20 protein-coding genes, 1 pseudogene and 1 riboswitch are annotated in these 23353 nt (G+C 59.2%); of the genes and pseudogenes, 14 read left to right on the top strand and 7 right to left on the bottom strand.

Translation table 11 applies throughout. From position 1 onward, the window contains the following. The first annotated feature begins 127 nt into the window (after positions 1-127). From BLW70_RS29270 to BLW70_RS29255, 4 genes are all read left to right on the top strand, one after another. Complete coding sequence (locus BLW70_RS29270; protein ID WP_008153387.1) at positions 128-310, top strand: CPXCG motif-containing cysteine-rich protein; 183 nt, start codon at positions 128-130, stop codon at positions 308-310. Positions 311-322: 12 nt separating this feature from the next. After that, positions 323-583, top strand: a complete 261-nt coding sequence (locus BLW70_RS29265; RefSeq protein WP_074880171.1) for a putative signal transducing protein — start codon at positions 323-325, stop codon at positions 581-583. 35 nt (positions 584-618) lie between these two features. After that, positions 619-1242: an SOS response-associated peptidase gene (locus BLW70_RS29260; RefSeq protein WP_046048287.1), complete on the top strand. Its 624-nt coding sequence runs from the start codon at positions 619-621 to the stop codon at positions 1240-1242. 290 nt (positions 1243-1532) lie between these two features. Beyond that, positions 1533-2351, top strand: a complete 819-nt coding sequence (locus tag BLW70_RS29255; protein WP_074880168.1) for a M48 family metallopeptidase — start codon at positions 1533-1535, stop codon at positions 2349-2351. Between the two features lie 127 nt (positions 2352-2478). On the opposite strand, the gene BLW70_RS29250 is transcribed toward BLW70_RS29255, so the two are convergent. From BLW70_RS29250 to BLW70_RS29240, 3 genes are all read right to left on the bottom strand, one after another. Beyond that, the gene (locus BLW70_RS29250) at positions 2479-3063 is read right to left on the bottom strand and encodes a TMEM165/GDT1 family protein (RefSeq protein ID WP_074880165.1); all 585 of its coding nucleotides are present in this window, start codon (positions 3061-3063) and stop codon (positions 2479-2481) included. Between the two features lie 88 nt (positions 3064-3151). Further along, positions 3152-3276, bottom strand: a riboswitch (yybP-ykoY riboswitch). A 40-nt stretch (positions 3277-3316) separates the two neighbouring features. Beyond that, positions 3317-4315 carry a class I SAM-dependent methyltransferase gene (locus tag BLW70_RS29245; RefSeq protein WP_074880163.1) on the bottom strand — a complete coding sequence of 333 codons (999 nt, stop codon included), beginning with the start codon at positions 4313-4315 and terminating at the stop codon, positions 3317-3319. Positions 4316-4348: 33 nt separating this feature from the next. After that, positions 4349-5314, bottom strand: a complete 966-nt coding sequence (locus BLW70_RS29240; protein ID WP_074880160.1) for a 2-hydroxyacid dehydrogenase — start codon at positions 5312-5314, stop codon at positions 4349-4351. Between the two features lie 92 nt (positions 5315-5406). Between BLW70_RS29240 and BLW70_RS29235 the strand changes: the two genes are divergently transcribed. Next, positions 5407-6036: a LysE family translocator gene (locus BLW70_RS29235; RefSeq protein WP_074880157.1), complete on the top strand. Its 630-nt coding sequence runs from the start codon at positions 5407-5409 to the stop codon at positions 6034-6036. Between the two features lie 7 nt (positions 6037-6043). Here BLW70_RS29235 and BLW70_RS29230 read toward each other — a convergent pair whose 3' ends face one another. Then, on the bottom strand, positions 6044-6937 hold the full coding sequence (locus BLW70_RS29230; protein ID WP_074880154.1) for a glycosyltransferase family 2 protein: 894 nt from the start codon (positions 6935-6937) through the stop codon (positions 6044-6046). Positions 6938-7288: 351 nt separating this feature from the next. Here BLW70_RS29230 and BLW70_RS29225 point away from each other — a divergent pair, with 351 nt between their 5' ends. The 4 genes and pseudogenes from BLW70_RS29225 (at position 7289) to BLW70_RS29205 (ending at position 15629) form a co-directional block, all read left to right on the top strand. After that, positions 7289-8971 carry a fatty acid--CoA ligase gene (locus tag BLW70_RS29225; protein WP_074880151.1) on the top strand — a complete coding sequence of 561 codons (1683 nt, stop codon included), beginning with the start codon at positions 7289-7291 and terminating at the stop codon, positions 8969-8971. A 336-nt stretch (positions 8972-9307) separates the two neighbouring features. Then, a pseudogene (locus BLW70_RS29215) lies at positions 9308-11244 on the top strand (DUF1302 domain-containing protein). A gap of 28 nt (positions 11245-11272) precedes the next feature. Then, positions 11273-12637 (top strand): DUF1329 domain-containing protein, encoded by a 1365-nt coding sequence (locus tag BLW70_RS29210; protein WP_074880145.1) that lies wholly within the window; start codon positions 11273-11275, stop codon positions 12635-12637. Positions 12638-12893: 256 nt separating this feature from the next. After that, the gene (locus BLW70_RS29205) at positions 12894-15629 is read left to right on the top strand and encodes a winged helix-turn-helix domain-containing protein (protein ID WP_074880142.1); all 2736 of its coding nucleotides are present in this window, start codon (positions 12894-12896) and stop codon (positions 15627-15629) included. Positions 15630-15731: 102 nt separating this feature from the next. Here the strand turns inward: BLW70_RS29205 and BLW70_RS29200 are convergent, their stop codons facing one another. Continuing rightward, on the bottom strand, positions 15732-16502 hold the full coding sequence (locus BLW70_RS29200; RefSeq protein ID WP_074880141.1) for a PP2C family serine/threonine-protein phosphatase: 771 nt from the start codon (positions 16500-16502) through the stop codon (positions 15732-15734). Between the two features lie 233 nt (positions 16503-16735). Between BLW70_RS29200 and BLW70_RS29195 the strand changes: the two genes are divergently transcribed. Further along, positions 16736-17380 (top strand): MBL fold metallo-hydrolase, encoded by a 645-nt coding sequence (locus BLW70_RS29195; protein ID WP_046048274.1) that lies wholly within the window; start codon positions 16736-16738, stop codon positions 17378-17380. Positions 17381-17483: 103 nt separating this feature from the next. After that, complete coding sequence (locus BLW70_RS29190; protein WP_074880138.1) at positions 17484-18215, top strand: YiaD family glycine zipper/OmpA-like lipoprotein; 732 nt, start codon at positions 17484-17486, stop codon at positions 18213-18215. A 242-nt stretch (positions 18216-18457) separates the two neighbouring features. Here the strand turns inward: BLW70_RS29190 and BLW70_RS29185 are convergent, their stop codons facing one another. Next, a complete protein-coding gene (locus tag BLW70_RS29185) occupies positions 18458-18892 on the bottom strand; it encodes a Z-ring associated ZapG family protein (protein ID WP_008155956.1) in 435 nt (144 codons plus the stop codon). Positions 18893-19036: 144 nt separating this feature from the next. On the opposite strand from BLW70_RS29185, the gene BLW70_RS29180 reads away from it, so the two are divergent. The 3 genes from BLW70_RS29180 (at position 19037) to zapE (ending at position 22232) form a co-directional block, all read left to right on the top strand. Then, the gene (locus tag BLW70_RS29180; protein WP_074880135.1) at positions 19037-19666 is read left to right on the top strand and encodes an alpha/beta hydrolase; all 630 of its coding nucleotides are present in this window, start codon (positions 19037-19039) and stop codon (positions 19664-19666) included. A 24-nt stretch (positions 19667-19690) separates the two neighbouring features. Then, on the top strand, positions 19691-21046 hold the full coding sequence (locus BLW70_RS29175) for a tryptophan--tRNA ligase (protein ID WP_074880132.1): 1356 nt from the start codon (positions 19691-19693) through the stop codon (positions 21044-21046). 91 nt (positions 21047-21137) lie between these two features. Next, positions 21138-22232 carry a cell division protein ZapE gene (gene zapE / locus BLW70_RS29170; protein WP_074880131.1) on the top strand — a complete coding sequence of 365 codons (1095 nt, stop codon included), beginning with the start codon at positions 21138-21140 and terminating at the stop codon, positions 22230-22232. A gap of 87 nt (positions 22233-22319) precedes the next feature. On the opposite strand, the gene BLW70_RS29165 is transcribed toward zapE, so the two are convergent. After that, positions 22320-23300: an asparaginase gene (locus BLW70_RS29165; RefSeq protein ID WP_074880127.1), complete on the bottom strand. Its 981-nt coding sequence runs from the start codon at positions 23298-23300 to the stop codon at positions 22320-22322. Between the last annotated feature and the right edge of the window lie 53 nt (positions 23301-23353).

Here is a 23353-nt window from a genome sequence, read left to right as displayed (position 1 = left end):
GAAACGGCTAGGGTAAGTAAAGGTTTTGATCGAAAACCAACGGGGTACGGTCTGAAAAGTTAGCCAGACAAAAATAGCCCTGCAAATAGACCGGCGATTATACGCACAAGTCACCTGGGAGACCGCGATGCTGGAAACCGAGCGCTACGAATGTCCATATTGTGGTGAAGAGGCTGAGGCCGTTCTGGACTTGTCCGGCGGCGATCAGACCTATATCGAAGACTGTCCGGTGTGTTGTCGCCCCATCACGTTTGTCCTGCAGACTGACGGTCAGGAATGGTTGCTCGAAGTTCACAGCGAAAACGAATGAAAGGGGCACCCCATGCAGCGAATCTACGAGCCGGAAAACCTCATGGAAGGAGAGTTGCTGCAAAGCATGTTGGCCAGCGAGGGCATAGAAGCGCATCTTGTTGGGCGTGACTTGCTCGGTGGCAGCGGAGAATTGCCGACCTTTGGCCTGCTTGGCCTGTCGGTCGATAACGACGAGGCCGAGTACGCCCGGGAGCTGATCACTGCGTACAATGCCGCGCTGCCACTGCCCGGCGATGAGCCGGACAGTTTTCCCGGCACGCTGGTCTGTTAGGCTGACGTTCGTTTTATCAAGAGTCGTGTTGCCCCATGTGTGGACGTTATGCCCTGTTTCGCTGGAACCCCGCCTTCGCGGCCCTGCCTGGCTTTCCCGCCGATCAGCAGGCCCAGTGGAATATTTCCCCCAACGATTCGGTGTTGATGCTGCGCGCCGGTGTTGACGGTCAGCGTGAGTTGGCCCGCGCGCGTTGGGGTTTGACGCCGCCGTGGCTGACTGATTTGTCTCGCACGCCAGCCCATGCCCGGGCCGAAACCGTTGCCGAACAACCGATGTTTCGCCAGGCCCTGCGCGAACGCCGTTGCCTGCTGCCGGCCAATGGTTTTTACGAATGGCGCGGCACCACACGTAAGCGTCCGTATTGGTTGACGCCGGGTGAGGGTTCGACGCTGTTCTTTGCGGCGATTTGGGAAGCGTATCCGGTGCAGGAGCAGGTGTGGCTGAGTACGGCAGTGATCACGCAACCGGCGGCGAGTCAGCGCCGTCCTTTGATTCTCGATGCGGCGGGGCAGGAAGCATGGCTCAATCCCGAGACTCCGTTGCATGCTTTGCAAGCGTTGCTCGCCAGTGAGCCCGCGGCGTTGCGCGAGCGGGTGTTGGCGAATCTGGTGAATGATCCGAAGCTCAATGGGCCGGAGTGTTTGACCCCGGGCTAAATGGGCGTTGGTGCTGGCCTCATCGCGAGCAGGCTCGCTCCCACATTTGATCTGCAGTGTTCACAAAAAATGTGTTCACAGGAGCATCCCCTGTGGGAGCGAGCCTGCTCGCGATAAGGTCCGCAGGACCTTCCGGCGATTGTTAAACCATGAACTAATTGATCGTTATGTGAGTTTTTTTCTACGGCCATGAGAGCTTTGTCTGAAATGTGCGTCTACACCTCTGTTGTATCTGGCGTCGATGCAAATCCACGCCTAGGATACGCGGCATGTTTTCAGGGAGTTTTTTGATGAACAAGACATTGGTTGTGTGTGCACTGAGCGCAGGTTTGCTGCTCGCCGGTTGTCAGTCGGTCAACACCACCAGCGGTGGCGCGGTGGGCGTTGAACGCAAACAGTACATGTTCAGCATGCTGTCGACCGACGACGTCAACCAGATGTACGCCCAGTCTTATCAAAAGACTGTCGGTGAGGCGAACACCAAAGGCGTGCTGGACAAGACCAGTAACAATGCCAAGCGCGTCCAGGCGATCTCCAGTCGCCTGATTGCCCAGGCGCCAGTGTTCCGTCCGGATTCGGCCCAGTGGCAATGGGAAGTGAACCTGATCAAGAGCGATGAGCTGAATGCCTCCTGCGGGCCTGGCGGCAAGATCATTTTCTACTCCGGGCTGATCGACACCCTGCAACTCACTGACGACGAAATCGCCGCCATCATCGGCCATGAAATCGCTCACGCCTTGCGTGAACACGGCCGTGAAGCGATGTCCAAGGCTTACGGTATCGAAATGGCCAAGCAGGGCGCCGGGGCATTGTTCGGTCTGGGCGAGGGCAGCCTGGCTCTGGCGGACACCGTGGCCCAATACGGCATGACCTTGCCCAACAGTCGCGGCAATGAAAACGAGGCGGACCTGATTGGCCTCGAATTGGCCGCCCGTGCCGGTTACAACCCGAACGCTGCGATCACCCTATGGAACAAGATGAGCAAAGCCTCGAATGGTGCACCGCCAGAGTTCTTGAGCACTCACCCGGCGTCGGCCAGCCGGATTGCTGCTTTGCAAGCGGCGATTCCGAAAGTCATGCCGCTGTACGAGAAAGCCAGGAAGTCCTGATCATGATCGTTCCCACGCTCTGCGTGGGAATGCATCCTGTGACGCTCTGCGTCACGACGTTAAAGCGGACGCGGAGCGTCCAAGGCGGCATTCCCACGCGGAGCGAGGGAACGATCAATGTCCCGAGTTACACCCACCCACTGCTCTGCATCGCCTTGTACACCGCGACAATGGCGAGGATGAAGAATGCCGACGCCGCCAGGCGACGGATCAGGGTCAAGGGCAGTTTGTCCGCAGCAAAGTTACCGGCCAAAACGACCGGCACGTTGGCAATCAACATCCCGACGGTAGTGCCGATGATCACCAGCCACAGTTCCGGATATTGTGCCGCGAGCATCACCGTGGCGACCTGGGTCTTGTCGCCCATCTCGGCAAGGAAAAACGCGATCAGCGTGGTCAGGAACGGTCCGAATTTGCGGGCGGTGCTGGCTTCGTCCTCATCCATCTTGTCCGGTACCAGGGTCCACAATGCGGTCGCGGTAAAGCTCGCGGCGAGGATCCAGTGCAACGTCGCATTCGAGAAGAAACTGCCGACCCAGGCACCTACTGCGCCTGCGGCCGCGTGGTTGGCCAAGGTTGCAGCGACGATACCGGCGATGATTGGCCAGGGTTTGCGAAAGCGAGCGGCGAGAATGAGCGCGAGCAGTTGCGTCTTGTCGCCGATTTCGGCCAAGGCAACGATTGCGGTGGGAACGAGAAGTGAATCCAGCATCAGGGTTTTCCTAAGGGGCGGGTCGACACGGCTATGACACGTACAGCCTTCCCGCCCCGGGTAAGGTGTTCGTGTCATAGGTCTTGTCAAACCCTGCGATCCGTCTGATGCGGACGCTTGGGTCGCATACGCCATGGTCTGTTGACCAAGTATGTTGACGTATGCCGGACGAGCATGGCGCTCGTGGGAGACTACTCCCCTAGGACGGAGCGGATTCTGCCTAGGCAAAATCCGTTAGGCAAGCACTTATTTATCAGCCGCGTTTGGCCCGATAGATTCTGAAACCCTGTCCTTCGGCCTTGATTGCGCACACCCCCAGATGCTCCTCGATCAGCGGCTGGTACTTCAGGAAGCTGTTGGCTACCAAGCGCAGTTCGCCACCGTTTTTCAGATGTTTAGCTGCTTTTCGCAGCAAGTTCTCGGTGGCGAAGTAGTCGGTATGAACCCCGACATGGAACGGTGGGTTGCTCAAGATCGCACTCAAACCCATCGGTGCGGCGTCGATACCGTCACCGGTGATCACGTCAGCTTCCAGGCCGTTGGCAGCCAGTGTCAGACGACTGCTGGCGGCGGCAAACGCATCTACATCAAGCAAGGTGACCTGGTTGTGTGGGTAGCGACGTTTCACGGCTGCGCCCAACACACCGGCACCGCAACCGAAGTCCAGCAAATGGCCACTCGGCAATTTGTCCAGATGCTCCAGCAACAGTGCGCTGCCGCGATCCAGCCGACCGTGGCTGAACACGCCTGGCAGGCTGATGACTTTTAGCGGACCTTCGGCCAGCGGCAACTCATAAGTCTGGGCCAGGCTTTCCAGCGACTTGGCTTGCGGTGCCGTGGCCACCGTAACCAGCCACAACTGACAATGCCGCGCGCTGTCGAGTTTGCGCGGCTTGCCGAAGGGGTTCAGTTGCTTGGCCGCGCCTTCGATGCCGCTGCGTTTTTCACCCACCAGATACAGCTCACGACCGGCCAGCCGTGAGGCGAGGGCGTTGAGGATGTAGTCGGTGAGGTCCTTGGACTTGGGCAAAAACACCACGGCGGTGTCGAACGCGCGCTCCGGTACATTCACGCCGAAATGGCTACGTTCGGCAAAACGGGCGTCCAGCGCTGCTTGATCGCCGGCATGCCAGCACCAGCCATGAGCGTCGGGCAGACGGCCCAGCAAGTCATCGGCGGGCAAACCGGCCAGCAGCACCGAACCCTGGAATAACTCGGCCTGACGAAGCAGTACTTCACTGCGCGGATCCATACTCTGCTCCTGTGAAAAAAGTGCCGCAGTCTATCAACTGACGACCCGCAGTGCTTTACCGCTGAAGTATCCCCGCGCGTTTTCGGTCAACTGGCCCACGATCCGCTGACGTGCCTCGCGGCTGCCCCAGGCGTTGTGCGGGGTGACAATCAACCGCGGAATGTCGTGGGCCAGCAGCGGATTGCCGGCGGTCGGTGGTTCGACGCTCAACACGTCGGTGGCCGCGCCACCCAGGTGGCCTTTGCGCAAGGCATCGGCCAGGGCCTGTTCGTCGATCAGGCCGCCGCGCGCGGTGTTGACCACGAACGCACCGGGTTTCATCGAGGTCAGCTCACGGGCTCCGATGAAATGGCGGGTGTGTTCGTTGAGCGGGCAGTGCAGGGTCAGCGCGTCAATTTGCGGCAGCAGCTCTTCCAGTGGCAAACGATCCGGCCGGGCAGGGCGCCCGGGAATCTGCCCGAGCAGTACACGCATGCCAAAGGCTTCGGCCAGTCGTGCGACCGCGCCGCCCAATTCGCCGTGACCAAGCAGGCCGAGGGTTTTGCCTTCCAGTTCGACAATCGGGTAATCCAGCAGGCAGAACTGTTTCGCCTGCTGCCAGCGACCTTCGCCGACAGCCTTTTGATAATCAGCCAGGCGTGTTGCCAGATTGAGCAGCAACATGATCGTGTGCTGCGCCACCGACGGCGTGCCGTAACCCTGACAGTTGCAGACAGTAATCCCGTGGGCGCGGGCGGCGACGAGGTCAACGTTGTTGGTGCCGGTGGCGGCGATCAGGATCAGCTTCAACTCGGGGCTGGCAGCGATGGCGGCGGCATCGATCGGGATTTTGTTGCTGATGACAACGGTGGCGCCCTTGAGGCGTTCGATCACTTGGTCCGGCGTGGTTTGGGCAAAAAGCTTGAAGTCGCTGAAACACTCTTGCAGCGGGCTGAGGTCGAGGTCACCCAGGTCCAGGGACGGGTGGTCGAGGAAAACGGCGCGGTGAGTGTTCGTCATCAACTGTACCTTTTGTGCAATGAACTGAAGGCGTAATCTGCCGAGCCTATCAGATGAAACAAACAGTTACGCTTGGCCAAAAGGATCCCCCCATGTACTGGACAGAGTTTTTGACCGTTGCCCTTATTCATTTGTTGGCCGTAGCCAGCCCCGGCCCGGACTTTGCCGTGGTAGTGCGTGAGAGCGTGACCCATGGTCGTCGCGCTGGCACCTGGACGGCGCTGGGGGTCGGCACCGCCATTTTCCTGCACGTCGGCTATTCGTTGCTCGGCATTGGCCTGATCGTGTCCCAGTCGATCGTGCTGTTTAATGCCTTGAAATGGGCGGCCGCCGCGTACCTGCTGTACATCGGCTTCAAGGCCTTGCGAGCACAACCGGCCCAACCTGCGACTGACGATCTGCACAAGGAAGCGGGCGAGCGCACTGCTCGCGGCGCTTTCACTTCAGGCTTCGTGACCAACGGCCTGAACCCGAAAGCGACGCTGTTTTTCCTTTCGTTGTTCACCGTGGTGATCAATCCGCACACGCCGCTGACGGTGCAGGCGGGCTATGGCATCTACCTCGCGGTGGCCACCGCTGTGTGGTTCTGCCTGGTGGCCATGCTGTTCAGCCAGCAGCGCGTGCGCGCAGGTTTTGCCCGGATGGGCCACTGGTTCGATCGGACCATGGGCGCGGTGCTGATCGCCATCGGGGTGAAACTCGCATTTACCGAAATGCACTGAGTCGCGCTTAGCGATGTAATACCAGCCGCTTGAAGCGTTTGAAGCTGGTTCTATTAAGGTGTCGCCAGGGAATCGAGCGCAACAGCTGCCAGGCTTCTTTCTTGTCCTCGACCACGGCATATTTGAGGGCCTTGTTCACCAGTCTGGTGCGGGCGCTCTGATAGCCGGGATGGTTCACGTACGGCGCGATCGCCTCAAGGTCCGCCTGGAGCAGCGTCCGGTATTTTCTCGACAGGTTGTTGGCATGGCGGCGATAGCGGGACATGCAGATCGGCAACTCATGGATCTCATAACCCAGCCGGGCAATCCGCAACGTCATCTGAAAGTCCTGAACCCGCAGCTTCGGCGCGTAGAAGTCGGCACTTCGCATCGCTTTCATGCGATAGAGGGCAACAGGGGCGCCGACCACGACGGCACCTCTGAGGACCTGATCGAAGTTGTAGGTGTGTATCCGGTCGCGGTGTTGTTGCTTGATGGTGTTGCCATCACTGTCCATGTAGCTGACCAACGCACCTACGCAGCCGACGTTCGGGTGCTGGTCCAGGTATTCGGCGCGCATGCGCACTGACCCCGGCAGCATGATGTCGTCCAGGTCCGGGGTCGCCACATAGACGCCTTTGGCGTATCGCAAGCCGTGGTTGAGCGCCGCGCTCACGCCCTGGTTCGGTTGCGAATACAGCTGGAAGTCATAGGTTTGTTGCAAGCGCTCGAGAATGGCGAGGCTGTCGTCGCTGGACCCGTCATTGACGATGATGACTTCGAAATTTGGATAGTCCTGGGCGAAGATGCTCTTCAGGGCGTCTTCCACAAATTTTTGCATGTTGTAGCAGGACGCCACGATGGAAACCAGGGGCGCAGGTGTTGATGGGCAGTGCTCGGGGGCGTTCAGTTCAATGCTCATTATTTATGCAATACCGATGGCGTTTGACCAGGCAGGTCTAGTGAACAAGATCCTTCTCTTGAAGATGAGGTGAAGGCCGGGGCGACCAGGGGGAGGCAACCTGTTTGGCTGCCAACCGATCGGCTCATCGTGTCCGTATGGTACGTAGGCTCACAGACAAGTGTTACGAGCATGCGTTGCAACGTTTTACAACGCAACTGCCGAATTCCCGACGAAACAGTCCAGACAGTGGCGCAAAGCTAGCATTTGCCCCTCTTCTGCAAATCATTCCTTTGGCTGATTTGGCTGGCGCCCAAGGGCACTAAAGTGCTTACTTTCAGCCACGACCGTGTAGTCAGAAAAGGGACTCTTATGTTGCAGACTCGCGTTATCCCTCCAGCCGAAGGCGCTTACCAGTATCCGCTGCTGATCAAACGGCTGCTGATGTCCGGCGCTCGTTATGAAAAAACCCGCGAGATCATTTACCGCGACCAGTTGCGCTACAGCTATCCGACCCTGATCGAACGGGTGGCCAGGCTGGCCAACGTGCTGACGGCGGCCGGCGTCAAGGCCGGGGATACCGTGGCGGTGATGGACTGGGACAGCCATCGTTATCTGGAATGCATGTTCGCCATCCCGATGATTGGCGCTGTGATCCACACCATTAACGTGCGCCTGTCACCGGAGCAGATCCTCTACACCATGAACCACGCCGAGGACCGCTTTGTGCTGGTCAACAGTGAGTTCGTGGGGCTTTACAACGCGATTGCCGGGCACCTGACCACCGTCGAGAAAACCTTGCTATTGACTGACCTGCCGGAAAAAACCGCCGACTTGCCGGACCTGATCGGCGAGTACGAGCAATTGCTGGCGGCGGCGAGCACGCAGTACGACTTCCAGGACTTCGACGAAAACTCCGTCGCGACCACGTTCTACACCACCGGCACCACCGGTAATCCCAAAGGTGTGTATTTCACCCATCGGCAACTGGTGCTGCACACCATGGGGGTGTCGACCATCATGGGCGCCATCGACAGCGTGCGGTTGCTGGGCACCAACGACGTTTACATGCCGATCACCCCGATGTTCCATGTGCACGCCTGGGGCCTGCCATATGTGGCGACCATGCTCGGACTCAAGCAGGTCTATCCCGGTCGCTATGATCCTGAATACCTGGTGGAGCTGTGGCGCAAGGAAAAGGTCACCTTTTCCCATTGCGTGCCGACCATCCTGCAAATGGTCCTCAATGCCAAAGCGGCGCAAGGCACGGATTTCGGCGGCTGGAAAATCGTCATCGGCGGCAGCGCGCTGAACCATGCGCTTTACGACGCGGCCAAGGCCAAGGGCATTCAACTGACCGCCGCGTATGGCATGTCGGAAACCGGGCCGTTGGTATCGTGTGCACACCTCAATGACGAGCTGATGGCCGGCACCGAAGACGAACGCACCACGTACAGGATAAAGGCCGGTGTACCAGGCCCATTGGTGGAAGCGGCGATCGTCGATACCGACGGCAACTTCCTGCCCGCCGATGGCGAGACCCAGGGCGAACTGGTGTTGCGTGCGCCGTGGCTCACCGAGGGCTATTTCAAGGAACCGCAGAAAGGCGCAGAGCTCTGGGCCGGAGGCTGGTTGCACACCGGTGACGTGGCGACTCTGGACAGCATGGGTGTGATCGACATTCGCGACCGGATCAAGGACGTGATCAAGACCGGCGGCGAGTGGATCTCCTCCCTGGACCTTGAAGACTTGATCAGTCGCCACCCTGCGGTACGCGAAGTAGCAGTGGTGGGCATCGCCGATCCGCAGTGGGGCGAACGTCCGTTCGCCCTGCTGGTGGTCCGCGAAGGCCATGAGATTGGGGCCAAGGAACTGAAGGAACACCTCAAGCCGTTCGTGGAACAGGGGCACCTGAGCAAGTGGGCCATCCCAAGCCAGATCGCCCTTGTTACTGAAATTCCCAAGACCAGTGTCGGCAAACTCGACAAGAAGCGTATTCGTGTCGACATCACCGAATGGCAAGCCAACAACAGCACCTTCCTCTCGACGCTTTAAGCGTCACCTGGCGTGCCCAAAAAGGGCACGCCAGCCCCACCAAGCAAGCGCTTGGCTTGTCAAATCTGAAATTTCAGCCATTCTTGCCGTGCCGACGGGTGTCGGCTTGGCAAAGGACTGTTCCAGAGTGGCTGGCAGCTGCAAATCACACTTTAGAGGGATCAAGCAGTACTACCTGCTGGCTATAGTCCGCTCAAGGATTTTTAAGAACGGGGCAAACGCACAAACCGGGGCGATGCAACTTTGGAATGACTTGGGGACACCTTGGCTCCCCGTCATCCAAGCGTTTTTAAAAGTGCTCACTGCCATAACAATAATGCACATGGAGTAGCGTCGATGACATCAGTAAACCAGTTCTGGCGCCGGGCAAAACTGCCCCTGGCGGTCAGTCTTGCCTCTTCGCTCGCCGGGCCAGCATTCGGCGTCAGTTTCAACGTTGGGGAAATCGAAGGTCAGTTCGACTCGTCCCTGTCGATCGGTTCCAGCTGGTCGACTCAAAGTCCCAACAAGAACCTCATCGGCGTCAACAACGGCGGCCGTGGCCTGTCCCAGACCTCCGACGACGGTCACCTGAACTTCAAGAGTGGCGAAACGTTCTCCAAGATCTTCAAGGGTATCCATGACCTTGAATTGAAATATGGCGACACCGGCGTTTTCGTCCGTGGCAAATACTGGTACGACTTTGAACTCAAGGACGAAAGCCGTCCGTTCAAGGACATCAGCGACAACAACCGCAAGGAAGGCGCCAAGTCCTCCGGCGGTCAGATCCTCGACGCTTTCGTCTACCACAACTACGCCGTTGCCGATCAGCCGGGCTCCGTGCGCCTGGGCAAGCAAGTAGTAAGTTGGGGTGAAAGTACCTTCATCGGCGGTGGTATCAACTCGATCAACCCGATCGACGTGTCCGCGTTCCGTCGTCCCGGTGCCGAGATCAAGGAAGGCCTGATCCCGGTCAACATGTTCTACGTCTCGCAGAGTCTCACCGAGAACCTCTCGACCGAAGCCTTCTACCAGCTCGAATGGGACCAGACCGTCACCGACAACTGCGGCACCTTCTTCTCGCAACCGGACGTGATTTCGGATGGCTGCGACAACAATCTGGCCGTACTGCGCACCCGTAACGGGCTCAACAGCGCATTGGCGGCGGCGGGGCTGCCGGCTTCGTTGCGTAATGCCAGCATCAACACCCTGGCTGCCAGGGGCGTCACCTGGGGGACCCGGATGAAGGCGTAATCGTTCGTCGCGGTCCGGATCGCGATGCCCGTGACAGCGGGCAATTCGGCGTGTCCTTCAAATACATGTTCGATCCGCTGGACACCGAGTTCGGCGCCTACTTCATGAACTACCACAGCCGTGCGCCGATTTTCAGCGGCAAGGGTGCTCCGGCGAGCGCTTACAGCGCGGCGGGCCTGGTAGGCGCGCTGACGGCCAGGGGTGTTCCTCTCGCTGTCGCGCGTAACCTGGCACCGACCTTGTTGCCATTGAACGTGGCCGGTAATTCCAGCTACTACGTCGAGTACCCTGAAGATATTCGCCTGTATGGCTTGAGCTTCTCCACCACGCTACCGACAGGTACTGCGTGGAGCGGTGAAGTCAGCTACCGGCCGAATGCTCCCGTTCAGCTCAACACCACCGACATTCTGTTTTCCGGTCTGACGCCGCTGAACCCTAACGTTTCCGTGCTCCAGGGGACGCCAGGACAGGATCAAAAAGGCTATCGCCGCAAGGAAGTGACCCAGCTCCAGACGACCCTTACCCACTTCTTCGACCAAGTGATGGGCGCCGAGCGACTGACCCTGGTGGGCGAGGTCGGCTTTACTCACGTTGGCGGTCTGGAAAGCACTAACAAAGCGCGTTACGGCCGTGACCCGAGCTACGGCCCTGGTCCATTGTCTGCGGGTCAATGCGTGGCATTGAACACTTCTACCCTGGCAGGCGGACCGCAAAACAACGTCAGTCGCTACTGCGAAAACGACGGGTTCACCACCGCAAACTCCTGGGGCTACCGTGGTCGCGCCATCTGGGAATACAACGACGTTTTCGCTGGTGTGAACCTCAAGCCGAACGTGGCCTGGTCTCATGACGTGGAAGGCTACTCGCCTGGCCCTGGCGGCAACTTCGAGGAAGGCCGCAAAGCGGTGAGCCTGGGTGTGGATGCCGAGTATCAGAACACCTACACCGCGAGCCTGGCCTACACCAACTTCTTTGATGGCAAGTACACCACCGTCGATGACCGCGATTTCGTTGCGCTCAGCTTCGGCGTGAACTTCTAAGCACTGCATTATCAGGACGAACACACCTATGAAAATAACAAAGAGTCTGTTCCACGTCGGTGTTCTGGGGCTTTCGCTGCTGGCGACCGGCGTCATGGCGGCGGTCCCTGCGGCCGAAGCGGACAAACTGGGCAAGAGCCTGACGCCGATGGGCGCCGAAATGGCGGGTAACGCCGACGGATCGATCCCGGCCTGGAAGCCGATGGCGAAAAACGCCGGCACCGCCGACAGCAAAGGTTTCCTGTCCGACCCGTTCGCCAGTGAAAAACCACTGTTCACCATCACCGCGCAGAATGTCGACCAGTACAAGGACAAACTCGCACCGGGCCAGTACGCGATGTTCAAGCGCTACCCGGAAACCTTCAAAATGCCGGTCTACCCGTCCCATCGCGGCGCGACCGTGCCGGATGCCGTGTTTGCCTCCATCAAGAAAAACGCCACGTCCACTAACCTGGTGTCCGGCGGCAACGGTCTGGAGAACTTCGAAACCGCCATTCCATTCCCGATTCCGAAGACCGGCGTCGAAGTCATCTGGAACCACATCACCCGTTATCGCGGTGGCAGCGTGACCCGTCTGGTGACCCAGGCCACGCCGCAGCCGAACGGCTCGTACAGCCTGGTGTACTTCCAGGATCAGTTCGTATTCCGCGACAAGATGAAGGATTACGATCCGGCGAACCCGGGCAACATCCTGTTCTACTTCAAGCAGAAAGTGACCGCGCCGGCACGTCTGGCCGGTGGTGTGCTGCTGGTGCACGAAACCCTCGACCAGGTGAAAGAGCCACGTTCGGCGTGGGTCTACAACGCCGGTCAGCGTCGTGTGCGTCGCGCACCACAAGTGTCCTATGACGGGCCGGGTACTGCAGCCGACGGCCTGCGTACCTCCGACAATCTGGACATGTACAACGGTGCGCCGGATCGTTACGACTGGAAACTCGAAGGCAAGAAAGAGATGTACATCGCCTCCGACGCCTACAAACTCGACTCGCCGCAACTCAAGTACGACGACATCATCAAGGCCGGTCACATCAACCAGGACCTGACTCGTTACGAGCTGCGCCGGGTCTGGCATGTGGTGGCTACCTTGAAGGAAGGTCAGCGTCACATCTATGCCAAGCGTGACTTCTACATCGACGAAGACACCTGGCAAGCAGCGGTGATCGACCACTACGACGGTCGTAATCAACTGTGGCGTGTGGCGGAAGCTCACTCCCAGAACTACTACAACGTCCAAGTGCCGTGGTACACCCTGGAAACCTTGTACGACCTGCAATCGGGCCGCTACCTGGCGCTGGGCATGAAGAACGAAGAGAAATCGGCGTACGACTTTGGCTTCACCGCCACTACCAGCGACTTCACCCCGGCCGCGCTGCGCCAGGATGGTGTTCGCTAAGCTGCCCTGAACAGAGGCCGCATCCTCGAAAAACGCCCCGACTGGTTCGGGGCGTTTTTTTTACGGCCATAACAATTCCTTGTAGCAGCTGTCGAGCCTCGCAGGCTCGACAGCTGCTACAAGGTGAGTTCAGATCAGGCATTGCTTGTATTCTTTTTGTAGCCATTTGTAGCAATAACCTTCATTCCCTCTTCGTTTACCGCTAGGCTGCGGACATCTGCAACGCCGCCAACAGCATTTCAAACAAGAGCCGGCCATGACTGATCTGTCCCCACCCCCGGGCCCTGCAAGCGTTGCCGTCGCGGCACTGGACGGGCGTTTTTTTCGGCCTCCGTTGCCTGACGGCCATGTCCTGCGACCTCGTCTGTGCGAGCGCCTGAGTGCGGGCCTCGGCGGCAGGTTGTTGCTGGTCAGCGCTCCGGCAGGGTTTGGCAAGAGTTCGTTGGCGGTGGAGTTCTGTCAGGGCTTGCCGGCTCACTGGCAAAGTCTGTGGCTGGGGTTAAGTCCGCGAGACAGCGATCCCGGACGTTTTCTTGAGCGGATGCTCGAAGGCCTCCAGGACTTTTTTCCGCAACTGGGCAGCCAGTCCCTGGGGCTGCTGAAAATGCGGCAGCGGCACCAGCCGTTTGCCTTTGAGGAATGGCTGGACGGTTTGCTCGATGAGTTGGCCGTGCACCTGTCAACGAATACGCCCCTGCTGTTGGTGCTGGATGACTACCATCTGGCACAGGGTCCGGTTCTCGATCGCTGCCTGCAATTTTTCCTCAATCACTTGCCTGACGGTTTACTGGTGATGGTCACCAGTCGACAGCGGCCGGACTGGCATCTGGCGCGCCTGCGGCTGTCGCGGCAATTGCTCGAGTTGAATGAACAGGACTTGCGCCTGACTCACGATGAAGCCTTGACCTTGCTTGATCGGCACAGCAGTTCCTTGCGCGGCGAAGCGCTGGAAAGCCTCATCCAGCGCAGCGAAGGTTGGGTTGCCGGATTGCGTTTCTGGCTGTTGGCAGCGTCTGAAGCGGGCTCCCAAGGGGCTTTGCCGCAGACCTTGCATGGCGGGGAAGGGCTGATCCGCGATTATCTGCTGGAAGAAGTCATCGATTGTCTGCCTGCCGAGGTGCAGTCGTTCCTTTACGACACCGCCCCTCAGGAGCGCTTTTGCAGCGAACTGTGCGATGCCGTTCGCGAAGCCCATGACAGTGCCGAGATCCTGCGTTTTCTGCTGGCCCACCAGGTGTTCCTGGTGCCACTGGATGAAAACGGTCACTGGTATCGCTACCACCATTTGTTTTCCGACCTGTTGCGCACCCGGCCTACCGCTCAAGCGATGGTGCCGGCGGCCAGCCTGCACCTGCGCGCCTGTCGCTGGTTCAATGCCCAAGGGCTGCTCGACGAGGCGGTTGAGCAGGCGCTGCGTGCCGGGCACCTGGACGTCGCGGCGAACCTGGTGCAGAACCTCTCCGAAGAACAATTGCTGGCCGAACAGAACGTCGGCATGTTGCTGCGCTGGAAAATGGATTTGCCCGACAGCCTGCTGATCAGCACCCCACGGCTGATTGTGCTGTACAGCTGGGCGTTGGGGCTGGCTTGTCAACTGGACGCCGCCGAGGAATTGGTCAGCCATTTGAGCCGCTTCCTGCCGGCCCCATCGGCCACTGCGCAGAAATCCATGCTGGCGCAATGGCTGGCCCTGAGCGGGATCATTGCTCGCGGGCGCGGCAATCGTGAGCTGACGCTGCGCTATTGCACCGAAGCGCAGGAGAGCCTGCCCGCTAAACGCTACGGGCAACGCCTGATGTGCCTCTCGACCCTGTCCAACCTGGCCATTGCCGATGGCGACTTGTGGCGTGCCCGCGAGTTGAACCGAGAATCTCTGGAGTTGGCGCAACGGGTCGGCAACCCGCTGTTCGAAGCGCTGGCCCATTACGATCGCGCTCGCGTACTGCAAGCGCGAGGGGAAATCCTGCGTGCACTGGATGAGGTGCGCCAGGGGCTGCAACGGCTGCAACCGTTATCCCCGCAACGACTTTATGCCGTGCGCGCCCGACTGATTCTGTACGAAGGCTTTTTGCTAGCCCTGCGCTTGCAGCCCCAAGCTGCGCGCGCACGCTTGCAAGCCGGTTTGAATGAGGCACGCGCCTGTCGGGACATCAGCGTATTGATCGGTCACTGCGTGATCGCCAGGCTTGAGGGCAGCAGCGGCGAATTCGCCAAAGCCTTCGCCGAACTTGCCGAAGCCGAGCGCCTGATGCACATCTGGGATGTGCCGCCGATCTACTACCTGGCGATGATTACCCTGGTCAAATGCGAACTCTGGCTATCGCAGGGGCGCACCGACCTGGCCGAAGCCTGGCTCGCTCGCTTGGGGCAGACCTACAACGGCGAACACGCGGCGGCCCCTCCAGAGTTCCATCCGCAACTACCGCTGCATATCGAGTTGCAACAGGCCTTGCTGGAGGTCATTCAGGGGCAACCGATGCTGGCCGAAGGACGATTGAACGCGTTGCTTGAGCATGGGCAGCAAACCGGCAGGCAGCTGCTCAGCGTGATGGCGCTGACTCAAAAAGTGACGTTATTGCTTGGGAATGGGCGTGAACCCGAGGCCCGCAAGGCCCTGGGTCAGGCGCTGGAAGCGGCGGCCGGTGGAGTGCTGCAACCGTTTGACCGGTTGTTGGCTGAACATCCGGACTGGCTGCGTACCCAACTTCAACTCGGTGTGCCGACGCCCGTTTCGCAGAGCCTTTCAGAGCAGCTTCCGGCAGTGTCAGCCCGTCCGGCGGAGTCATCCGCCGCAGCGGAACAACTCAGTACGCGGGAAATGGCCGTCCTGCGACTGATTGCCCAAGGCTGTTCGAATCAGGAAATCAGCGATCAGTTGTTTATTTCGCTGCACACGGTGAAAACCCATGCCAGCCATATCAACAGCAAGCTTGGGGTTGAACGGCGCACGCAGGCGGTCGCCAGGGCGAAAGAGTTGGGTGTATTGCAGTAATCACCGATTAAAGACCTCTGGCACAAGGTGGGCCTTGCGATCAGAGGTTTCGGTCATTTCTCCTCGGAGGCAGTCACTCCGGGGCGTTTGCCTCACGTCGATTCAGGGCTTCAGGATCGACAGTAAGCCCAGGGAGCAGTCATCTTCGGTTTTACTGGCAATGGACTGTTGCAGGTTGTCAGCCAGCACTTCCTTCATTTTTTTTCTGGGCAGCGTTGCATTCAACTCCAGTAGCTTTTGAAGCGCCGGGGCGGGGACGCCGCTGGATTTTTCATAGAGGCTTTCTGCGCTGCCTTCGCTCATGATCGCGAAGCCAGTCGTGGCTTCGATTGGCCCACGGTACAACCTGAGTCGCGACGCCGCTTTATGGTCAGTCAGAAACAGGGCGGTGTTGGCGAGCTCGCCGTTTTCCGGATGAGAAAGGGCCTGAAGTTGTCCGTCCGCATCAGCGCTTGCGATAACGCCATCGCCCAAGTGGCCTGCCAGGTAGCGGCCTCGTGAGTAAGCGACGAATGACAAGTTGCAGGCCAGGTCATTGATCTCGCCGCCAAGTTTTGCAGATTTACGCCTGAACGCATCGAGGCAGCGATTAACCAGACGCTGGGCTGCCTTCGCGTTGTGTTTGTCCATGTTTTGCCAGAGGCTTTCAAAGTTTTTGCAGACAAAGGCCAGGGTCGCCGTGACCGCTACCTGGGCGCCGATTGCAGAGCTGGCTGGGGAGCCGGCCCCATTGGCCAATGAAATGCAGGTCACCTCGTTGGACTCTCTGGCCGCGACATAGTCCTGGCAAGGGGTTTGAGTCTTGAGGTGCGAGCGTCCTGGCACAAACGCGCAGGTCGTTTTACAGCTGAAGTCTATCGGGATCTCAGGCATGGTTCAGACCTGTGCCCAGGCTTCGATACCTTTAATGTCCTGATGAAGGAGATAGTCTTCTTGCATGGGATTATCCTTTTTGGGCTGAGCGTTAGAAAAAACGCTTCAAGAGTCGTTTGAACCAGGCATTGGCTTCCTGCCGTCTTGTTTCAAAACTGGCGCGGCGCGAGGATAACCTATCAATTTTGCGGATCACAACCGCAGTACCCAGCCCTGGCACCAGGATTTAACCCATGCAAACCCCCAATACTGCCCTCATCCGCGAAACCTTCCCCGTCGGCCCCTTGCAGTGCAACTGCACGATCATCGGCGATCCGATCACCAAAAAGGCCATCGTGGTCGATCCGGGCGGTAACCACGAACTGATCCTCGCGCGGCTCGACGCATTGGGCCTGAAGGTGGTCAGCATCATTCACACCCATGCTCACCTCGACCACTTTCTGGCTTCCGGTCAGTTGAAGGAAAAAACCGGTGCTACCCTGCACCTGCATAAAGAAGATCAATTTCTGTGGGACAACCTGGAGATGCAATGCCAGATGTTCGGTGTGCCCTACACCCCGGTGCCGCCGCCGGATCGCTGGTTGGCCGATGATGAAGAACTGGCCTGCGGCTGTGGCGTGGCGTTGCACACGCCGGGTCATACGCCGGGCTCCATGAGCTTTTGGTTTTCAGAAGCTAAGCTGCTGATTGCCGGAGACACGTTGTTTCGTCGCGGGGTAGGGCGCACGGATTTGTGGGGTGGCGATCAGGCGACCATCGTGCGGTCGATCAAGCAGCGGCTGTATACCCTCGATGAAGAGGCGACGGTGGTGACCGGGCATGGTCCGGACACACGTCTTGGCGATGAAATGCGCGAGAATCCTTTTGTACGGGCTTAATTGTTACAGACGGAATTTTTGTCCGCTGAAACGATCCAACGCCCGCAAAGGTTTAATGCCTTGTCCGTTGCACCACAGAATGCAAAAAAAGTAGGAGCTCTACATGTTCACCAAGCAGCGTTTGATTATTGTCGCTACGGCTGTGGCCTTGCTGTCTGGCTGCGTCTCGCCTAACCCTTACGACAACCAGGGCCAGGCCGACGGTGGTTCCGCGGGCATGAGCAAAACCGCTAAATACGGTGGCCTCGGCGCTCTGGCCGGGGCTTTGGCCGGTGCCGCCATCAGTCACGATAACCGTGGCAAGGGCGCGCTGATTGGCGCCGCGGTGGTCGGTGCTTCCGCCGCCGGTTACGGGTATTACGCCGACCAGCAAGAGAAAAAGCTGCGGGCCAGCATGGCCAACACCGGGGTGGAAGTGCAGCGCCAGGGTGATCAGATCAAACTGATCATGCCGGGTAACATCACCTTCGCCACCGATTCGGCGAACATCGCCTCGGGTTTCTATCAGCCGTTGAACAACCTGGCGGGCTCGCTCAAGGAGTTCAGCCAGAACCAGATCGAGATCGTCGGCTACACCGACAGCACCGGCAGCCGCCAGCACAACATGGACCTGTCCCAGCGTCGGGCCCAGAGCGTGGCGACTTACCTGACGTCCCAGGGCGTGAGCGGTGCCAACCTGTCGGCTCGCGGCGCCGGGCCGGATAACCCGATTGCCAGCAACGGCGACGCCAATGGCCGGGCGCAGAACCGCCGGGTCGAGGTCAACCTGAAGGCGATTCCGGGTCAGCAGTATGGTGGTCAGCAACAGCAAGGTACGGTTCAGCAGTATCCATAAGCGTCTGACTGAACCCCAGGCGTAAAAAAGCCCGCTCGATCCTCAACAGATCGGGCGGGCTTTTTTGTGCCGTCAGTCAGGGCCTCTTCGCGAGCAAGCCCGCTCCCACAGGGGAGTGCATTCCAAATGTGGGAGCGGGCTTGCTCGCGAAGAGGCCCGAACTGGCAACTAAACCATCAGCAACAAAAAAGCCCTCGGACAATCTCTTGTCCGAGGGCTTTTTCATGTCGCGCGAAACCTGATTACTTCTTCAGGCCGTAATGCTCATCGAGCATGCCCGGCGCGTTCGGGGCTTTGGGGGCGTAGTCGCGAGGCGGCTCCTGATTACGCGGCGGCGTCAGGCGTTCCCGTGGGGCGGCTGCCGCATCGGCGTGCAGCGAAGCCAGCAGGCGTTGGCGGGTTTGCTCGTCCAGGGCCAGGCGGTTGGCGCCCTCGGCGAGGTGATCCTGCACTTCCTGATAGCTCTGAGTCAGCTTCTTGACCAGTGTTGCAGTGCTGTTGAAGTGGGTAACCACCTCGTTCTGATAACTGTCGAAACGTTCCTGAATGTCATCCAGCTGACGTTGCGTGCTGCTAGGCGCGGCATTCGGCACCAGGCGAGCGATCAGGAAACCAATGGCGACACCCACAACCAGGGCAAGAGTCGGTAACAACCAAACTAAGAGCGAGTGTTCCACGAGTCCTTCCTCTATAAACGGCTTTGCTTTACGTTAACGGCTCGAACCTGCGCTGTATACCGCGATTCACTCGCAATAGATTGGCACAGACAATTTGCTAGACGAGTCGACCCGATTCGAGGTCACGGAGTTCCTTCCTTGCTTATGCGCGAAACCCCTGTAGTGATTGATGGCCCGGTGGGTCAACTGGAAGCACTTTACCTGGAAAACGAGCAGCCCCGCGGCGTGGCGCTGATTTGCCATCCAAACCCGGTGCAGGGCGGCACCATGCTCAACAAAGTCGTCTCGACCTTGCAGCGCACCGCCCGCGATGCCGGTTTGATTACTTTGCGGTTCAACTACCGTGGCGTCGGTGCCAGCGAAGGCACCCACGACATGGGCACCGGCGAAGTCGACGACGCCCAGGCCGTTGCCGAATGGTTGCGGGCCAAACACCCCGAGTTGCCGCTGACGCTGTTCGGCTTCTCCTTCGGCGGTTTTGTTGCAGCCAGTCTCGGCGGACGTCTGGAAGCCAAGGGTGAGCCGCTCAATCACCTGTTCATGGTTGCGCCTGCGGTGATGCGCCTGGGCGATCAGGATCAACTGCCGCAGCAAGGCGAACTGACGCTGATCCAGCCGGAAACCGACGAAGTCATCGATCCGCAGCTCGTTTACGACTGGTCCTCGAAACTCGAGCGCCCCCATGAGCTGCTGAAAGTGGCAGAATGCGGACACTTTTTTCATGGCAAGCTGACCGATCTCAAGGATCTGATCCTGCCGCGTCTTTCGAATTGATTGCAGTCTGACAAGCGATTACCCATGACGACTCGTACCCGTATCCTCACCGGCATCACCACCACCGGCACGCCGCACCTGGGCAACTACGCCGGCGCGATCCGCCCGGCGATCATCGCCAGCCGTGACAGCAATGCCGATTCGTTCTACTTCCTGGCCGATTACCACGCCCTGATCAAATGCGATGACCCGCTGCGCATCCAGCGCTCGCGTCTGGAAATCGCCGCGACCTGGCTGGCCGGTGGCCTGGATGTGGAGCGCGTAACCTTCTATCGCCAGTCCGACATCCCGGAAATCCCCGAGCTGACCTGGCTGCTGACCTGCGTTGCCGCCAAGGGCCTGCTCAACCGCGCCCACGCCTACAAGGCTTCGGTGGACAAGAATGTCGAAACCGGCGAAGACCCGGACGCCGGTATCACCATGGGTTTGTACAGCTACCCGGTGCTGATGGCCGCGGACATTCTGATGTTCAACGCCCACAAGGTGCCGGTCGGTCGTGACCAGATCCAGCATGTGGAAATGGCCCGTGACATCGGCCAGCGCTTCAACCACCTGTTCGGCCAGGGCAAAGAATTCTTCACCATGCCCGAGGCGCTGATCGAAGAAAGCGTCGCCACGCTGCCAGGCCTCGACGGTCGCAAGATGTCCAAGAGCTACGACAACACCATTCCGTTGTTCAGCAGCGCCAAGGAAATGAAGGACGCGATTTCGCGGATCGTCACCGACTCCCGCGCGCCGGGCGAGGCGAAAGATCCGGATAACTCGCACCTGTTCACCTTGTTCCAGGCCTTCGCCACCCCGGCGCAGTCCGAGGAATTCCGCAGCGAATTGTTGCAGGGCCTGGGTTGGGGTGAGGCGAAGAATCGTCTGTTCCAGTTGCTCGACAGCGAATTGGGCGAATCCCGCGAGCGTTATCACCAGTTGATCGAACGTCCGGCGGACCTGGAAGACATGCTGCAGCTCGGCGCCAAAAAGGCTCGTTCGGTGGCGACACCGTTCCTTCACGAACTGCGTGAAGCGGTTGGCCTGCGTTCTTTCGTCGCTCAGACCCAGGTCGCGGCGACGACCAAGAAGAAAGCCGCGAAAGCCGCGCGTTTCGTCAGTTTCCGTGAAGACGATGGCAGTTTCCGCTTTCGTCTGCTGGCGGCCGACGGCGAACAGCTGCTGCTGTCGCGCAACTTCGCCGACGGTAAAACCGCGGGCCAGGTAACCAAGCAACTGCAATCGGGCCAGCCATTGGACGTGCGCAGCGAAGACCTGAGCTTCAGCGTCTGGCTCGAAGGCGAGTGCGTTGCCGACAGCCCGGCCTTTGCTGACAGCGCCGCCCGCGATGCTGCCATCGAGACCCTGCGAGTGGCTCTGACGCCGGTTCAGGAATAAATCAGCGGCTCGGCCCGACCAAGGGCTGATTGCCATTCCCACGGGCCGTCGCTACAGTGACGGCCCGTTTTTGTTGCCTTGCTAACGAATTATGACGCCCCTAGAACGATATCAAGCTGATCTGAAACGCCCGGAGTTCTTCCATGACGCCGCGCAGGAAACTGCGGTGCGCCATTTGCAGCGCCTGTACGACGATCTGGTCGCGGCCTCGCAGAGCAAGCCGGGCCTGTTCGGCAAACTGTTTGGCAAAAAAGACGCGGCACCGATCAAGGGCCTGTACTTTTGGGGCGGCGTCGGTCGCGGCAAGACCTATCTGGTCGACACCTTCTTCGAAGCGCTGCCGTTCAAGGAAAAGACCCGCACTCACTTCCACCGCTTCATGAAGCGCGTGCATGAAGAGATGAAGACCCTGGGTGGCGAGAAAAACCCGCTGACCATCATCGCCAAGCGTTTCTCTGACGAGTCGCGAGTGATTTGTTTCGATGAATTCTTCGTCTCCGACATCACCGACGCGATGATTCTTGGCACGCTGATGGAAGAGCTGTTCAAGAACGGCGTGACCCTGGTCGCGACGTCGAACATCGTGCCGGACGGTCTGTACAAAGATGGACTGCAACGTGCGCGCTTCCTGCCAGCGATTGCGCTGATCAAGCAGCACACCGAGATCGTCAACGTCGACAGCGGCGTCGATTACCGTCTGCGTCACCTCGAGCAAGCGGAGCTGTTCCACTTCCCGCTGGATGATGCGTCCCACGAAAGCCTTCGCAAGAGCTTCCGCGCCCTGACGCCGGAATGCACGGCAGCCATCGAGAACGATGTGCTGATGATCGAGAACCGCGAAATCCGTGCCTTGCGCACGTGCGATGACGTGGCCTGGTTCGACTTCCGCGAACTCTGCGACGGCCCGCGCAGCCAGAACGATTACATCGAACTGGGCAAGATCTTCCACGCCGTGTTGCTCAGCGGTGTCGAGCAAATGAGCGTCACCACCGACGACATCGCCCGACGCTTTATCAACATGGTCGACGAGTTCTACGACCGCAACGTGAAGCTGATCATTTCCGCTGAAGTCGAGCTCAAGGACCTCTACACCGGCGGTCGACTGAACTTCGAGTTCCAGCGCACCCTGAGTCGCCTGCTGGAAATGCAATCCCACGAATTCCTGTCCCGGGCCCACAAGCCGTAGGATTTCGGAAAATGAAAAAGGTCTGCATCTGCAGGCCTTTTTTGTAGATGTGCTGCAGATCCCTACTCGCTGCTACAGGTTGTTGTGTCAGTCTTCCAGGAGGAAGCTGGCCAGTTCATCTTGCCGCTGGCAGCCGATCAGCAACCACAGCAAGATCCGGGCTTTACGCGGGCAAAGAAATCCAGCCATCGATACACCTTTGCGGATCAAGTCCATCTCGCCGCCAATAAAGCCGTAGGAAGAGTGCGCGGTGGACCCGGAACCGGTCCGGGTTGCAACGATCACCGGGATTTTCCTGGCGATCTTTTCGATAACATCCGCCCAACTCTGCGAAACATGTCCGGCACCGAAACCGCCGAGCACCAGCCCGTCATAGCCCAGTTCAAGGATGTTCTCCAGTAACAGCGTGTCGGCAGAGAGCGACGCCTCCAGCATCGCAACCTTCTGCGTCGTCTGTTGCGGCAAAGGTAAAACCGTTCGCGGGGTTGGTGGGCGCAAATAGCGGGTGATGTTTTCCACAAGCATTCCGCAGGGGCCAAAGGCTGGTGAGGAAAACGCCTGCAATGCCAGCGAATCGGTTTTACGCACGCGGCATGCCGCGTGAATCTGCCCGTTCATGACCACCTGAACGCCTCGCAGTCGACTGTTTTCAGCCAGTGCAACCCGGCAGGCATCCAGCAGATTCGCCGGACCATCGGCCCCTGCCTGGGCTGCCGAACGCATGGCGCCGGTCACGACCAGCGGTTCGTCGTGCGCCCACAAGTAATCAAAAAACGCCGCTGTTTCTTCAAGGGTGTCCGTGCCTTGGGTAATCACAACCCCGACGGCACCTTGCTTGATCTGAAAGTTGGCCCAGGAAAGGACACTCAACAAAAACTCGAAATCCAGTGAGGCGCTGGGCAGTAACCCGAGCGTTTCAACGTCGACCCGGGCCAGTGCCGTCAGCTCCGGTACCGACGCCAGCAGGGTTTCGCCGCTGACGGTCGGGACAACACCTTCGCCAGCGTTCCGGGCTTGCATGCTCACGGTGCCGCCGAGCGCGGCTATGGCCAGTTGGGGCAGGTCCATGTGATACCTCGCTTGTTTGTAATGAGAAGTGGCTGTATCCGGCTTCGAGCCCG

It is taken from the genome of Pseudomonas frederiksbergensis (assembly GCF_900105495.1).
GTDB lineage: Bacteria > Pseudomonadota > Gammaproteobacteria > Pseudomonadales > Pseudomonadaceae > Aquipseudomonas > Aquipseudomonas frederiksbergensis.
The sequence above is the reverse complement of the archived record's forward strand: the minus strand, read 5'-3'. Positions and strand labels throughout refer to the sequence as shown.